At 63.2% G+C, this 14,715-nt stretch carries 12 protein-coding genes; 5 read left to right on the top strand and 7 right to left on the bottom strand.

Annotation, left to right across the window (positions count from 1 at the left end; translation table 11 throughout):
* Positions 1-98 precede the first annotated feature (98 nt).
* From TU82_RS12725 to pilG, 7 genes are all read right to left on the bottom strand, one after another.
* On the bottom strand, positions 99-338 hold the full coding sequence (locus TU82_RS12725; RefSeq protein WP_057723707.1) for a DUF6124 family protein: 240 nt from the start codon (positions 336-338) through the stop codon (positions 99-101).
* 466 nt (positions 339-804) lie between these two features.
* Positions 805-1,260: a chemotaxis protein CheW gene (locus TU82_RS12720; RefSeq protein ID WP_057723530.1), complete on the bottom strand. Its 456-nt coding sequence runs from the start codon at positions 1,258-1,260 to the stop codon at positions 805-807.
* On the bottom strand, positions 1,253-7,066 hold the full coding sequence (locus TU82_RS12715) for an Hpt domain-containing protein (protein ID WP_057723529.1): 5,814 nt from the start codon (positions 7,064-7,066) through the stop codon (positions 1,253-1,255). Before TU82_RS12715 ends, TU82_RS12720 begins: the two co-directional genes overlap by 8 nt.
* A 177-nt stretch (positions 7,067-7,243) precedes the next feature.
* The gene (locus TU82_RS12710; protein WP_057723528.1) at positions 7,244-9,295 is read right to left on the bottom strand and encodes a methyl-accepting chemotaxis protein; all 2,052 of its coding nucleotides are present in this window, start codon (positions 9,293-9,295) and stop codon (positions 7,244-7,246) included.
* Positions 9,292-9,816, bottom strand: coding sequence for a chemotaxis protein CheW (locus tag TU82_RS12705; protein WP_057723527.1), 525 nt, complete (start codon positions 9,814-9,816; stop codon positions 9,292-9,294). Before TU82_RS12705 ends, TU82_RS12710 begins: the two co-directional genes overlap by 4 nt.
* 12 nt (positions 9,817-9,828) lie before the next feature.
* Entirely contained in the window at positions 9,829-10,194 is a 366-nt protein-coding gene (gene pilH / locus TU82_RS12700; protein ID WP_014720320.1) for a twitching motility response regulator PilH, read from the bottom strand.
* A gap of 45 nt (positions 10,195-10,239) precedes the next feature.
* Complete coding sequence (gene pilG, locus TU82_RS12695) at positions 10,240-10,647, bottom strand: twitching motility response regulator PilG (RefSeq protein ID WP_057723526.1); 408 nt, start codon at positions 10,645-10,647, stop codon at positions 10,240-10,242.
* Positions 10,648-10,886: 239 nt separating this feature from the next.
* Between pilG and gshB the strand changes: the two genes are divergently transcribed.
* From gshB to pyrR, 5 genes are all read left to right on the top strand, one after another.
* Positions 10,887-11,840, top strand: a complete 954-nt coding sequence (gene gshB / locus TU82_RS12690) for a glutathione synthase (RefSeq protein WP_057723525.1) — start codon at positions 10,887-10,889, stop codon at positions 11,838-11,840.
* Between the two features lie 77 nt (positions 11,841-11,917).
* Positions 11,918-12,823, top strand: a complete 906-nt coding sequence (locus TU82_RS12685) for an energy transducer TonB (RefSeq protein ID WP_057723524.1) — start codon at positions 11,918-11,920, stop codon at positions 12,821-12,823.
* A 207-nt stretch (positions 12,824-13,030) separates the two neighbouring features.
* On the top strand, positions 13,031-13,600 hold the full coding sequence (locus TU82_RS12680; RefSeq protein WP_057723523.1) for a YqgE/AlgH family protein: 570 nt from the start codon (positions 13,031-13,033) through the stop codon (positions 13,598-13,600).
* Positions 13,600-14,037, top strand: coding sequence for a Holliday junction resolvase RuvX (gene ruvX / locus TU82_RS12675; RefSeq protein WP_057723522.1), 438 nt, complete (start codon positions 13,600-13,602; stop codon positions 14,035-14,037). Before TU82_RS12680 ends, ruvX begins: the two co-directional genes overlap by 1 nt.
* A 158-nt stretch (positions 14,038-14,195) precedes the next feature.
* Positions 14,196-14,702: a bifunctional pyr operon transcriptional regulator/uracil phosphoribosyltransferase PyrR gene (gene pyrR / locus TU82_RS12670; protein WP_057723521.1), complete on the top strand. Its 507-nt coding sequence runs from the start codon at positions 14,196-14,198 to the stop codon at positions 14,700-14,702.
* Positions 14,703-14,715 lie beyond the last annotated feature (13 nt).

Below are 14,715 nucleotides of genomic sequence, written 5' to 3'. Positions count from 1 at the left end.
AATGTGGGAGGGGGCAAGCCCCCTCCCACATTTGCTCAGTAGCGCCTGTTAGATAGCGGTCCCAATCAAGGACCGATCAGTCCCTATTTGGGACCGCTTTAAAATCCCGGCGAAGGACTGACTTGCTCCAATGCTCTATCGACCAGCAACTGCCCCAACTCTGCCATTTGCTGGATCCCAAGCATAACGGCGCGCTGGGAAGTGTCCAGATCGAAGGCCAGGTTGCAGGTAAGCGCGTTGAGGGAGGACAGGGTTTCGCTGGCGTTGACCAACAGGGTTTCGGTGTTTTGGTGAGGGTTTACGGTGAACAGGGGTGGATTGGGGGTAGGTTTGATCATGATTGACAGCTCCGATATGTGATGGAAGCTGCCCTCTTCCGCTTGCACGCGAATCAAGGTGGCAGCTGTACGCAGGTGTGCAAGACCGGGCATATCGGACCCCGGCAGACCCCGAAGAATCTCCCACGCACAGCCGCCATAACGAGTACAGCAGGCATAAAAAACGCCCGTTGAATGGCTATGGGCGTTGGTGCGCCGATATGTAACCGGACTTGCACGTCCGTGTCACCGTTTTTTGCGATGACGGGACGAAGACTAGGCGTGCGGACTTCTCACCACAAGTTCATGCATGGCCCAAAATCTTGCAGGAAAAGTCCGAAGCCACCCGCAGTCTGTCAAACACCGATACTTTAATGTGGGAGGGGGCTTGCCCCCGATGGCAGTGGGCTAGCCAGAAATTTATCCACTGACACTCTGTCATCGGGGGCAAGCCCCCTTCCACGGTGGATCTTCATAGGGCTCAAGATCAGGCCAGGCCGGACTCGGCCAGCAGGGCTTCAAGCCCCATCAGGTCCGGCACCTTCGCCACATGCTCGCCTACCTGCACCGCCGCCAGTTCCAGCGGGCACAGCGGCACGTCCACGTAGCTCAATTCGCTGTCGAGTTTGTACGAGCGCGGAATCCCCTGGATCACCATTGCGATGAACTTCAGCGTCGGCCGCCCGCCCAAGGCGTTCAACACTACGATCCGCGAGCGCTCGCCGGTCACGCTGGCTTCGCCGCACACCGCTTCAAAGCTGATCAAGTGGATTTGCCGATCCCGCCACGTGACTTGGCGCAGATACCAGGGCGGTGCGTCGCTGGCCGGTTCGCCGCGCTGGAAGTCGATCAGTTCGGCCACCGCGACATTCGGCAGGATCAGATGACGGTCAGCCAACGGCAGCAGCAACCCGGTGAGTTGGCTCGCGCGGTGGTCAAGCATGGGGCTTGCTCCAGTAGGCAATGCTTTCCAGCAGCACCGACTCCTGGTACGGCTTGCCGAGGTAGTCGTTGACGCCGATGGCCATGGCGCGGTCGCGGTGTTTTTGGCCGGTGCGCGAGGTGATCATGATGATCGGCAGGCGCATCAGGCGCGGGTCGTTGCGGATCTGGATGGCCACTTCGAAGCCGTCCATGCGCGGCATTTCGATGTCGAGCAGCATCAGGTCCGGGGTGTGCTCCTCAAGCACCGCGAGGGCGTCGATGCCGTCCTTGGCGGTGAGCACGTTCATGCCGTTGCGTTCCAGCAGGCGGCTGGTGACTTTGCGCACGGTGACCGAATCGTCCACCACCAGTACCAGCAGCGGGCGTTTTTTCAGCGGGTCGTTGAGGGTCAGTGGCGTGTCCACCGACTGCGCCGGCAACGCCGGTGGCCGCGCGCGGATGTGCGCCAACAAGTCGATAATCAGTACCACACGGCCATCGCCCAGGATCGTCGCGCCGGACAAGCCCTGCACCCCGGCAAATTGGGGGCCCAGGCCCTTGACCACGATCTCGCGCGTCCCCGCCATGGCATCCACATGCACCGCCACCTGCCGCTCGTTGCAGTGCATCAGCAACACCGGCACCGGCTGGTACTGGCCGAGCAACCTGGGGCGACTGACGGTGTGCAAGAGGTCACCGAGGTAGAACAGTTCGTAGCGTTGGCCGGCGTATTCATAGCACGGCGGATCCTGCTGGTAGTGCCCCGCCAATTCATGGGGCAGCACACGCACCAGGCCCTCAATGGTATTGAGCGCAATCGCATACTGATCGTCCGCGCATTGCACCATCAGTGCGCGATTGACCGACACGGTAAACGGCAGGCGAATCCTGAAATGCACACCCACGCCCGGGATCGAGTCGATCACCATCGAGCCACCGAGCTGGCGCACTTCCTCATGCACCACGTCCATGCCCACGCCGCGCCCGGAAATCTGGGTGATCTTCTCTGCCGTGGAGAACCCCGGCTGCAGGATGAACTGCAGCACGTCGCGGTCGCTGATGGCTTGATTGGGGTCGAGCAGGCCACGCTTGATCGCCTTGCGGCGCACGGCTTCGAGGGGCACACCGGCACCGTCGTCGCGCATGTCGAAGACGATATCGCCGCCTTCGTGGGTCAGGTCCAGGCTGATGCGGCCCTTCTCCGGCTTGCCCGCCTGCAGGCGCACCTCGCGCGACTCAAGACCATGGTCGACGGCGTTGCGCAGCATGTGTTCCAGCGGCGCCGCCATGCGCTCCAGCACGTTGCGGTCCATCTCGCCCTCGGCATTGCCGACCACGAATTCCACGTCCTTGCCCAGCTCACCGGCCACCTGGCGCACGATGCGCTTGAGGCGCGGCAGCATGCGCTCAAACGGCACCATGCGCGTGCGCATCAGGCCTTCCTGCAATTGGGTGTTGATGCGTGCCTGTTGCTGCAGCAGGTCATGGGCGTCCTGGTTGCGACGCTCCAGGGTTTCCTTGAGGTCGAGCAAGTCGGAGGCGGATTCGGACAGGGCGCGGGACAATTGCTGCAATTGCGAATGGCGGTCCATCTCCAGCGGGTCGAATTCCTCGTAGCCCAGGCGCTCGGCCTCGGCGTGCTGGCGACTGAAAAGACCGCTCTGGGTTTCGCTGTCGAGGCGGCGCAGTTGATCGCGCATGCGCTCGATGGTGGTTTCCACCTCCGTGAGCGCTGTGCGCGCATCGTTGACCTGCTGCTCGATACGGCCACGGAAGATCGAGGTTTCGCCGGCCAGGTTGACCAGCTCGTCGAGCAGTTCGGCGGATATCTTCACCATGTCGGCGGCCGGATCGACCACCGCGTCCGTCTTGCCCGCCGGCAACGCTACCGGTACCGCCGGCTCGTCGCCTGGGTGCACCAGGCTTTTGATGCGCTCGATCAGCTTGTCCACCGAGCCCACCGGCAACCCGTCGGCCACTGCATCGATCATCTGCGCCAGGCGGTCGTGGCAACCCTGCAGCAGTGCGAACAGTTCGGGCGACGGCGCCAGCAGCCCGGCGGACAGCCCCTCATAGAGAAACTCCAGCTCGTGGGCCAGGTCGCCGATCGGGCCGATTTCGACCATGCGTGCGCCACCCTTGAGGGTGTGCAGGTCACGCAGCAGGGTTTCGACTTCCTGGCGGTTGCCGGGCTCGGCCTGCCAGCGCAGCAATGCACTGCCTGAACTGTCGAGAATATCGGCGGCTTCCTCGAGGAAAATCTCCAGCAGTTCGGGGTCGGCGCCCCAGGGTTGCGGCGCTGCAACCGGGGCCGTCGGCAGACTGTTCTGGCGCCATTCACGCAACCTGGCGACCAGCTCGTCACTGTCGCTCAAGGGCTGCTGCCGGTGCAGTTCTTCAAGTTGCAAGGCCAGCCGTTCATGACTGGCCATCAGCATGTGGGACAGCTCGGTGGAGTAGCTGTAGCGACGGTCCACCAGGCCCTCATAAACGCATTCCAGCTCCTGGGCCAGATCGCCTACCGCGTCGATTTCGGCCATGCGCGCGCCGCCCTTGAGGGTGTGCAAGTCCCGCTGCAACGAGGACAACGGCGCCATGCCATCGGGCTCCAGCAACCAGCGCTTGAGGGACTGCCCGGCGCTGTCGAGGATATCCACGGCCTCTTCAAGGAAGATGTCGACGATCTCGTCGTCCAGCGCCGTGTGCCGGCTCAGTTGCTCGGTCGCGGCGCCCAGCTCGGCGATACTCGGGGCGCCGCTGCCGTCACGTTTGATCAGGCCGGTGGCGGACGGATCGAGTGCGTCATCGAGCAATTCGCGCAGGGCCTGTACCCGTGCCGTCGCCGGGCTGATTTCCTGCCCGGCGGCCAATTGGTCGAGCATGGTGATCAGCGCTTCATGGGCCTGCTCGGCCTCATGGAAAAACCGCTCGCTGACCGCCAGGCTGCTTTCTTCCACCGCGCCATACAGGTCGAGCAAGGCTTCGCACAGTTGATCGATAGCGTGCAGGTCGGCAAGGTGCGCGCCCTGCCCCAGGGTGGTCAGTTCGTCCAGCAGCGCGGTGAGCTCCTGGCGCTCGCCGGGGTGTTGCTGCCAGCGGCGCAGCAGGTTTTCGGCGTCGAGCAGAATGTCCATGCCCTGGGCCAGGAAGTTGGTGATCAGGTGCGGATCGCGCTTGATGCGCAGGCCCGTGCCGGGGGCGTTGAGCAGCGCTTCAAGCTGTTGGTCCAGCAGGCTTTGGGTGCGCTTGATCAACTGCGCCGCGCCCTTGATCGGCGTCAGGGGTTCGCTGTCCAGCTCTCGTAGCCCGCGCTGGAACACGCCTTCGGCTTCCAGCAACAGCTCGACTTCATCCAGGTCCAGTGGCAGACGATGAGCCTTGTATTCGCGGGTCAGGTGGTCGAGGGGACGCGCCAGTTCGGCCATCGGCAATACGCCGGCCATGTAGGCGCTGCCTTTGAGGGTGTGCAGGGCGCGTTGCAGTTCATCGGTAACCTGCAGCGGCACGTGTTCGGCGGCCTGTTGCAGGAACTGGTTGAGGCTGTCCAGATGGCTCTGGGCTTCGTTGCGGAAGATCTCCAGCAGCATCGGGTCGTGCGGTTCGGCAACCGCTACCTGTGCGCCGCTGGCCAAGGCGTGGGCGCGGGCAGCGAGGGCGTCGACCTCATCGCGCTGGCGCTGTCGGCCGGTGGCGAAGTCGGCGATCAGCTCCGGCAGCAACGCCACCGCTTCATCCAGCACCTGCCGCACCTCGGGGCCGATCGCCACGCTGCGCTCCAGTACGCGATTGAGCAGGTTTTCCACGGCCCAGGCCAGCTCGGCAACGACCAGGGCGCGGACCATACGGCCGCTGCCTTTCAAGGTGTGGAAGGCCCGGCGCATTTCGCTCTGGGCGGTTTTGTCCGCGCAGTCGGGCAAATAACGGTGCAGCACATGAAGGACTTCATCGGTCTCTTCGAGGAAGACTTCGCGCAACTCGTCGTCAATCGGCTCTTCATCGGACGGGGGCGGCTGCAAACTGCCCGGCCGTTGCAGGGCCGGAGGGTTGAGGCGCGAGGTGGGACTGGCCAGCGCATCGAATCGGGATTGGCTTGGCGCAGTGTCGCTGACCAAGGCATTGTCGGGCGCAGCCAATGCCTGGCGCCAGGGCTTTTCCACCGGCAGGTAGCCCAGCGCGCTCAAGGCCTGAGTGGCCAGTTCCAGCACCCTTTCTCCCGCAGCGTCGGGGTCCTGGAGCATGCGCTCCAGGTAGTATTCCAGGCTGCTGATCACATCGGCAAAGTGCGCCAGCGGCGCTTCGTCGGGCGCATTATCGTTGACCATCAACTGCTCATCGACGTAAACGGTACACCCGCGCATCAGGCTCGCCGCGCGGGGCAGTGGAATCATCGCCAGGGCACCGCGCACCTGGCTCAACAGCTCAGGCAGGGATTCCAGGCGCTGGCGATCCCAGTCGGCCTCGATGCAATCGATCACCAACTCCTTGGCCTGACGCAGGCACTGGCAGGATTCGCGGATCACCAATTGGTGGATCTGGGTCAGGTCGGTGGTCGGCAGGCGGCTGTCTTCGCGGCTTTGCGGTTCGACCGTGCCGACCATTCCGGCCAATGTGGCCTCGACATAGAGCAACGCCCCGGCGACGTCCATCAAGACGGCGTCGCTGGGTTCGCGCTGCCCCTGGACCAGGCTCAGTACCACGGCGAGTTGGTCGATGATGACTTTGCGCGGCTGGCCGAAACCGAGCACCGCCAGGGTGTCGGCGATCTGCCGCAGCGGTGCCAGCAGCGGGTCAAGGTCCTGGGTGTGCTGGCGGTCGCTGCGCACGAACAGATCGAGGCGTTCCTTGACCCGTACCAGTTCCTCGCACAAGGCGCCGAGTACCGAGCCCATGGCATTGCGGTCCGGCCCGGCCAGGCGCGCACGTTCGGCATCGACCACGGCACTGTCGGGCAGGGCCTCGTCCAGACCGTAGCGTTCCTTAAGGCTTTGCATGCGCGGCGTCGGCCGGGTGACTTTGGCGACGTAGAACAGCAGGCTCTTGAGCAGTTCATCCGGCGCCGCCTGGTTGATCCCGCCGATGCCCTGGGCCAGCAGGCGCTTGAGTTGCTTGCCGCTGGCCTTGAGCAGGCTGCGCAGTGCCGGGCTGTTGGCGATCACCCCGGTGAGCATGCCTTCGACCAGCGCCGAGGCGACCTGCCACAACGGCAACAGCGGCGCGCCCTGGCACAGCGCCTCCAGGCGTGCGAAGACCCGCGCCATGTCTTCCAGGTTGCTCGGGCCGTGGTCCTCGCGCAGCAACCCGGCCAGGGCCTGTTGCAGCAGTGCGTGCCATTGGCGCAGTTGCGGGTGAAGGTCCGGCGGTGTGCGTTGGGCCAGTGCCTCATCGGGCAGCGGCGCGATGGTCAACAGCTGCGGGCTGAACAGGCTGGTCTCCGACAGCAGGCTTTCACCGCGGGCGCTGCGCAGGTCGTTGAGCAACGGCAACACCACCAGCGGCAGGTCGCGACGGGCGCTGTGCACGCGGTCCAGGTACAGCGGCAATTGGCCGAGGGCCTGTTGCAGCAGGCGGATGCCTTCGTCGCGCTGGCCGACATGCCCGGCCTGCAACGCCAGGGCCAGGGCTTCGATCTCTTCGGCCAGCAGCGCCGCGCCGTAGAACTCGACCATCTGCAGCGCGCCGTGCACCTGGTGGATACCGGCCAGGCATTGATCAATGGCGTCGCCGTTTTCAACGTAGGCGTCCAGCGCCGAACGGGCCTGCTTCAGGGTTTCGGCAATGTCGCCCTTGACCCATTCGAGGGCCACGTAGTCGTGCCGATCAACCATAACTGCTCCGCTTGGAATTCATGGGTTGCTGGTGTTCTTGAAACACATGGAGATTAAGTGTGGGAGGGGGCTTGCCCCCGATAGCGGTGTGTCAGGCGACCAACTTTTGACTGTCAGACCGCTATCGGGGGCAAGCCCCCTCCCATATTTGGACTGTGGTGATCTTTGGAGCGCATTTCAATCATCTACCTGCTTGGGCGGCGGGAGCGTGAACCCCGACACCGACCTGCGCAACTGACTGGCCATTTTTGCCAGGTTACCAATGCTTTCGGCCGTCGCCGTGGAACCCGACGACGTCTGCGTGGTGATCTGCTGAATCACATTCATCGTCAGCGAAATCTGCCCCGCCGACGAGGTCTGCTGCTGCGCGGCATTGGAAATGCTCTGGATCAGCGCCGCCAGGGTTTTCGACACGCCTTCGATCTCTTCCAGCGCCACCCCGGCGTCCTGGGCCAACCGCGCGCCGCGCACCACTTCCGTGGTGGTCTGTTCCATGGAGATGACCGCCTCGTTGGTATCGGCCTGGATCGCCCGCACCAGGGTTTCGATCTGCCGGGTGGCGGCCGACGAGCGCTCGGCCAGGCGTTGCACTTCATCGGCCACCACCGCGAAACCGCGCCCGGCATCGCCGGCCATGCTCGCCTGGATGGCCGCGTTCAGGGCGAGGATGTTGGTCTGGTCGGCGATGTCGTCGATCAGGCTGACGATGTCGCCAATCTCCTGGGACGATTCACCCAGGCGCTTGATGCGCTTGGCGGTGTCCTGGATCTGTTCGCGGATGTTATCCATGCCGTGGATGGTGTTGTGCACCACCTCGTTGCCCTTGTTGGCAATCTCCACCGAACGCTCCGCCACCGCCGAGGATTCGGCGGCGTTGGCCGACACCTGGTCGATGGACTGGGCCATCTGGTTGATGGCGGTGGAGGCTTCGGCGATCTGCTGGGCCTGATGCTCCGAGGCCTGGGCCAGGTGCATGGCGGTGGCCTGGGTCTCCTGCACCGCACCGGCGACTTGCCCGGCAGTGAGGTTGATGGTGGCCACCAGGTCGCGCAGTTGGTCCACCGAATAGTTGATCGAATCGGCAATGGTGCCGGTGAAATCTTCGGTGACCGAGGCCGTGACGGTCAGGTCACCGTCGGCCAGGTCTTCGATTTCATCCAGCAGACGCATGATCGCGTTCTGATTGCGCTCGTTCTTCTCGGCGGTTTCGCGCAGCTGGCGGTTGGTCTCGCGCACCATCACCAGGCCGATCAGGATGATCGAGGCCAGCGCCAGCAGGCCCAGCACATAGCCGCCAAGGGTATCCAGGCTGCGCCCGCCCGCCAGGTTTTCGAAACCGGTGGCCAGGTGCGAGGCTTCATCGAGCAGGGTCTGCGACAGGTTGAAAATATGGCTCGCCGATGCGCGTACCTGAAACAGCTGCGGCGAGGTCTCGAGGATTTCATCCACGGAACCCGAGACGAACTCGAACAGTTCGGCAATTTCCCCCAGCCGCGCGCGGGCGTCAGGGTCTTCGACCTGGGTGATGCGCAGGCCGGGGTTGCCGTTGAGCATGCCGTTTAGCACCACGCCAAAGCGATTGGCATCGCGACCAAAGGCATCGGCGGCCTGCACGGCGGTTTCGTCGCCGGCGAGCACGGTGTTGACCGCGCCCAGGATACGCTCGGCCAGCAGTGACTGGCGCTGGGCCAGCGCCACCTGGCTCGCGGGGGCGCCGCGCTGGAGCAGGATGTCGACGACTTTTTCCGACTCTAGCTGCAACTGCGGCACGGTTTCGGCGAGGGTGGCGGCCACCTGGTGCAACGACAGTACGGTCTGTTCGCTGGCAAGAATGGCGTCGGTGTTTTTCAGCAGGGCTTCCCAGTCGGTCTGCACCGCGCGCATCTCGGCGCGTACGGCACTGGGTGCGGCCGGCAGGCCGGTTTGCGGGTCACCTTTTTTCAGGTAGCCCCAGCGCTGGGCAAAGTCGTTGCGCGCCTCGCCCAGCAGCTTGAACGCGGCAGCCTTGCCGGCGGCGGCCTCTGTGGCGTTCTTGGCGATGCGCTGGGACAGCACCCGCAGTTCGCCGGCGTGGCCGATGTACTGTTTGTCGTAGGTGGACTGGGTGTTGAGGTACGCGAAGTTGGCGAACAACAGCATGATGAACACGATCAGTGCGATAAACAGCACGATGATCTGCGAGCGGCTGCGCGAGGCGGCCTGGGGCTTGGGCGTGATCACGGTGCTCATGCGGCCACATCCATAAAGCCCGGCGCCTGGGCCAGGGCGAAGGGGCTGAAGACCTGCCACTGCGGGTCGCCATCGAACTGGCCCTGGATAAACGGCGCGCCGCAGGCGGCATTCGCCAGCCACGCATCGAGTGCAAAATGTTGCATGCCCACCACCTCGTCCACCAGCAACCCGACAAACAGATCGTTGTATTCCACCACCAGCACCCGCCGCTGCTTGCGCGCCCTGGACAGTGCCTGGCCGAGAAACCCGCCCAGGTCCATCACCGGCAGCAAACGCCCGCGCAGGTTGGCCACACCCTTGACCCAGGGTTTAACCCCGGGCATCAGGGTGCAGCGCGGCTCATGCAACACCTCGGCGACTTCACCCATGGGCGCCACATACCAGTGCTGCCCCAGGCGAAAGCCGATCCCGCTCCAGCGTTGCAGGCGGGTTTCCTGGGACGGCAGGTCGGCGGCCAGCAGGCGGCAGCGGCGGTCGATGTCCAGCAGCAACTCAAAGGCGGTCTGCGACTCGGTCATGATGGCGTGCCGTCAACCGGCCAGCACCTTGTTCAGCGTGGCGATCAGGGTTTCTTCGTCCACCGGCTTGGTCAGGTAGTCCTTGGCGCCCTGGCGTGCGCCCCAGATCTTGTCGGTTTCCTGGTCCTTGGTGGTGATGATGATGATCGGGATGCCGTTGGTTTCCGGCTCCTTGGACAACTGGCGCGTGGCCTGGAAGCCGTTGAGGCCCGGCATCACGATGTCCATCAGCACCGCATCGGGTTTTTCCTGACGGGCCAGGGCCACGCCGTCCGCGCCGTTTTCGGCTTTCAATACCTGGTGGCCATGCTTTTCCAGCATGCCGGTCAGTTTGTACATTTCGGTCGGCGAATCGTCGACGATCAGAACACGTGCCATGGTTTTCCCCACTACATTGGTCGGCGCCGGCCCTCGGGGGCGGCGTCAGTGTGCTTGTTCTACTGCGGCGAAGGCAGGCACATAGGCCTTGATCGCACCCAGCAGTTCTTCCTTGCTGAAAGGCTTGGTCAAAAACTGATCGACCCCCACGGTACGCCCCTTGGCCTTGTCGAACAGGCCGTCCCTGGAGGACAGCATGATCACCGGGATCGACTTGAACGCCGGGTTGTTCTTCACCAGGGCACAGGTCTGGTAACCATCCAGGCGCGGCATCATGATGTCGACAAAGATAATGTGCGGGTGATGATCCACGATCCGGGCCAGGGCATCGAAACCGTCGATGGCCGTGATGACCTCACACCCCATGTTCTTCAACAGCGTCTCGGCGGTGCGGCGGATCGTTTTCGAATCGTCGATCACCATCACTCTCAAGGCGTTGGAATGCTGTTCCATAGTTGCTCTACCATCGCCACAGCGAATCGGTTTTCGGTGTGTACTGCCTGATGTGTCACAGGATGAGCCCCGCAGGCCTTGGAATTCAAGGGCTGCTGCGCCGTGGCAGTCTTTTTAGCACAGTCTCCGGGCGCAATCTATCGAGGCGCCCGCCTGGTGGTTTTTCCTTGACCCGCAACAGCCGCAGCGCCACTCTGACGCCACTTTTATGCGCCCCAATTTGCCAGAGGAAATAACCCATGAGCGTTCGCGTCGGCATTGTCATGGACCCTATTGCCAGCATTTCCTATAAAAAGGACAGCTCGCTGGCCATGCTCCTGGCCGCCCAGGCCCGCGGCTGGACCCTGTTCTATATGGAACAGCGCGACCTTTACCAGGGCGATGGCGAAGCCCGTGCGCGGATGCGCCCGTTGCAGGTATTCGCCAACCCCGGGAAGTGGTTCGAACTGCAGGATGAAATCGACAGCCCCCTGAGCGATCTGGACGTGATCCTGATGCGCAAGGACCCGCCGTTCGACATGGAATTCGTGTATTCCACCTACCTGCTGGAGCAGGCCGAGCGCGCCGGCGTGTTGATCGTCAACAAGCCGCAAAGCCTGCGCGACTGCAATGAAAAACTGTTCGCCACCCTCTTCCCGCAGTGCACGCCGCCGACCGTGGTCAGCCGCCGCGCCGACGTGCTGCGTGAGTTCGCCGCCAAGCATGGCGATGTGATCCTCAAGCCGCTGGACGGCATGGGCGGCACCTCGATCTTCCGCCACCGCGCGGGCGACCCGAACCTGTCGGTGATCCTGGAAACCCTGACCGCGCTGGGCACCCAACAGATCATGGGCCAGGCCTACCTGCCGGCGATCAAGGACGGCGACAAACGCATCCTGATGATCGACGGCGAGCCGGTGGATTACTGCCTGGCGCGGATCCCGGCGGCCGGCGAGACCCGTGGCAACCTGGCCGCCGGTGGCCGTGGTGAAGCGCGGCCGCTGTCGGACAAGGATCGCTGGATCGCCGCTCAAGTCGGCCCGACTCTTCGCGAAAAAGGTCTGCTGTTCGTAGGACTAGACGTAATTGGTGAGAACCTCACGGAAATCAACGTCACCAGCCCGACCTGTATTCGCGAGATTGATAACGCATTTGGCACGAACATCGGCGAAATGCTGATGGCAGCCATTGAGCGCAAGCTACAAGCCAAGTGACATAGAACAGCCGGACACACACCAACATTGCGTTATCATGCGCCACCTGTGAAACGCGCGATGTTGGTTTTCTTGTCATGACGCTCCCGTCCGAACTGCCCCCCGAACTCTCCCACAGCGGCGTGCGCCCGGCTGATCGGCTCGGATTTACCCTGTTCCTGGCGGCGCTGGTTCACCTCGCACTGATTCTCGGCCTGGGTTTCACCCTGGTCGAACCCAAACAGATCACCAGGACCCTGGAAATCACGCTGGCCACCTTCAAGAGCGATAAAAAGCCCGAAAAGGCCGACTTTCTCGCCCAGGAAAACCAGCAAGGCAGCGGCACCCTCGACAAGAAGGCCGTACCCAAGACCACCGAAGTGGCGCCGTTCCAGGACAACAAGGTCAACAAAGTCACCCCGCCGCCGGCACCCAGGCCGGAAGTCAAACAGGCTACGCCCAAGGCTGCCGTGACCACCGTTGCGCCCAAGCCGCAAAAAGCCCCGACCCAGCGCGAAAAGACCAGAACCGAGCCCAACCCGGAGCCCGTCAAGCCTGCGCCGACATTCGACAGCTCGACGCTGTCCGACGAAATTTCCAGCCTGGAAGCCGAACTGGCCCACGAACAGCAGCTCTATGCCAAACGCCCGCGCATCTACCGCTTGAACGCGGCCTCGACCATGCGCGACAAAGGCGCCTGGTATAAGGATGAATGGCGCAAGAAGGTCGAGCGCATCGGCAACCTCAACTATCCGGAAGAGGCACGCCGCCAGCAGATCTATGGCAATTTGCGCCTGCTGGTGTCGATCAACCGCGACGGTTCGCTCTATGAGGTGCAGGTGCTCGAGTCATCCGGCCAGCCCCTGCTGGATCAGGCTGCCCAGCGCATCGTGCGCCTGGCAGCGCCCTTTGCGCCCTTTACCGGCGACTTGAACGACGTGGACCGCCTGGAAATCATCCGCACCTGGAAATTCGCCAGGGGCGACCGGCTGTCCAGCAATTGACTCTGGCACTTTCCTTCACTGTAAGAGCGAGCTTGCTCGCGAAAAACGCATAGGCGGCGCGGACTACCTGATAGCACTGCGTCATCGTTAACGACCTTCGCGAGCAAGGGCTAGCCGCCCGCCTCGCTCCTACAAAAAAGCAGACGGCGCTCTATTCGGGTCACGCTCAGCTTGTCAGTTCGCCCCTCCAACGCCACACTAGTGGACATGAAAAATGTCAGCCCGACCTACCTCAAGCACCACTTCCTGATCGCCATGCCCCATATGGCCGACCCGAACTTTGCGCAGACCTTGACCTACATCGTCGAGCACACGGCCAATGGTGCCATGGGGTTGGTGGTGAACCGTCCACAAGAGCTGAGCCTGGCGGATATCCTTGAGCAATTGCGCCCGGAAATCGATCCGCCGGCCAGTTGCCAGCACGTGCCGATCTACTTCGGCGGGCCGGTGCAGACCGATCGCGGTTTCGTGTTGCACCCCACCGGACCGAAGTTCCAGGCCACGGTGGACCTTGAGGGTGTATCCCTGTCCACGTCCCAGGATGTGTTGTTCGCGATTGCCGATGGCGTCGGTCCTGCCCAAAGTGTGATCACCCTGGGATACGCCGGTTGGGAAGCCGGACAACTGGAGACTGAACTGGCCAGCAATGCCTGGCTGACCTGCCCCTTCGACGCCGACATCCTGTTCAATACCGCCAGCGAACTGCGCCTGGAAGCTGCCGCCGCCAAGCTGCGGGTCAACCTCAATCTGTTGACCAGCCAGGCGGGGCACGCCTGATGGCCTTGCGTCTGATCCTGGGGTTTGACTACGGCACCAAGCAGATCGGCGTAGCGGTCGGCCAGGTCATTACCGGCCAGGCCCGCGAGCTGTGCACACTGAAGGCCCAGAACGGCATACCGGACTGGAGCCAGGTCGAAGCGCTGATCAAGGAATGGAAGCCCGACGCCGTGGTGGTCGGCCTGCCGTTGAACATGGACGGCACACCCAGCGAGATGTGCCTGCGCGCCGAAAAGTTCGCGCGCCGCCTCAACGGTCGCTACAACCTGCCTTTCTATACCCACGATGAACGCCTGACCACCTTTGAAGCCAAGGGCGAGCGACGCGACCGTGGCGGGCAGAAAGGCAGCTACCGCGACAACCCCGTGGACGCCATCGCCGCCGCCCTGTTGTTGCAGGGCTGGCTGGATGAAAACACCGCTTTATTTGAATCCTGACTGACGCGGCTTGCCTGTCATCAACGCTGTTTGTAGGAGCGAGCTTGCTCGCGAAGAACGTCAACGATAACGCATGAACCTGGATAAACACGGTGCCTGTGGGTTCTTCGCGAGCAAGCTCGCTCCTACACACCATCGCCTGCCTTGAAGGAGCCACCATGAGCTTGCCGAACCCTGCCGAACTGATCAGCCAGATGGCCACGCGCCTCACGGCGCACCTGCAACACCGTGCCATCAGCGAGCCGCGCTTCATCGGCATCCGCACCGGCGGCGTGTGGGTGGCCCAGGCCCTGCTGAAAGCGCTGGGCAGTGATTCGCCCCTGGGTACGCTGGATGTGTCCTTCTACCGTGACGATTTCAGCCAGAACGGCCTGCATCCGCAGGTGCGCCCCTCGCAGCTGCCGTTCGAGATCGAAGGCCAGCACCTGGTGCTGATCGACGACGTGCTGATGAGTGGCCGCACCATCCGCGCGGCCATGAACGAGCTGTTCGACTATGGTCGCCCGGCCAGTATCACACTGGTGTGCCTGCTCGACCTGGACGCTGGCGAGTTGCCGATCAGCCCGGATGTGGTCGGCGCAACGCTGTCCCTGGAAGCCCACCAGCGGGTAAAATTGTCCGGTCCCACGCCGCTCGAACTCGAACTGCAAGACCTTGCCCTTTAAACCGCCTTGTACA

Source organism: Pseudomonas orientalis (assembly GCF_001439815.1).
Classification (GTDB): domain Bacteria; phylum Pseudomonadota; class Gammaproteobacteria; order Pseudomonadales; family Pseudomonadaceae; genus Aquipseudomonas; species Aquipseudomonas orientalis.
Note: the sequence above shows the minus strand (reverse complement) of the source record. Positions and strands in the feature narration are given on the sequence as shown.

What these genes read in the sequence shown, in the direction of transcription:
- TU82_RS12725 (WP_057723707.1), bottom strand. Translation starts at nt 338, where the DNA reads ATGATCAAACCTACCCCCAATCCACCCCTGTTCACCGTAAACCCTCAC.
- TU82_RS12720 (WP_057723530.1), bottom strand. Translation starts at nt 1,260, where the DNA reads ATGCTTGACCACCGCGCGAGCCAACTCACCGGGTTGCTGCTGCCGTTG.
- TU82_RS12715 (WP_057723529.1), bottom strand. Translation starts at nt 7,066, where the DNA reads ATGGTTGATCGGCACGACTACGTGGCCCTCGAATGGGTCAAGGGCGAC.
- TU82_RS12710 (WP_057723528.1), bottom strand. Translation starts at nt 9,295, where the DNA reads ATGAGCACCGTGATCACGCCCAAGCCCCAGGCCGCCTCGCGCAGCCGC.
- TU82_RS12705 (WP_057723527.1), bottom strand. Translation starts at nt 9,816, where the DNA reads ATGACCGAGTCGCAGACCGCCTTTGAGTTGCTGCTGGACATCGACCGC.
- pilH (WP_014720320.1), bottom strand. Translation starts at nt 10,194, where the DNA reads ATGGCACGTGTTCTGATCGTCGACGATTCGCCGACCGAAATGTACAAA.
- pilG (WP_057723526.1), bottom strand. Translation starts at nt 10,647, where the DNA reads ATGGAACAGCATTCCAACGCCTTGAGAGTGATGGTGATCGACGATTCG.
- gshB (WP_057723525.1), top strand. Translation starts at nt 10,887, where the DNA reads ATGAGCGTTCGCGTCGGCATTGTCATGGACCCTATTGCCAGCATTTCC.
- TU82_RS12685 (WP_057723524.1), top strand. Translation starts at nt 11,918, where the DNA reads ATGACGCTCCCGTCCGAACTGCCCCCCGAACTCTCCCACAGCGGCGTG.
- TU82_RS12680 (WP_057723523.1), top strand. Translation starts at nt 13,031, where the DNA reads ATGAAAAATGTCAGCCCGACCTACCTCAAGCACCACTTCCTGATCGCC.
- ruvX (WP_057723522.1), top strand. Translation starts at nt 13,600, where the DNA reads ATGGCCTTGCGTCTGATCCTGGGGTTTGACTACGGCACCAAGCAGATC.
- pyrR (WP_057723521.1), top strand. Translation starts at nt 14,196, where the DNA reads ATGAGCTTGCCGAACCCTGCCGAACTGATCAGCCAGATGGCCACGCGC.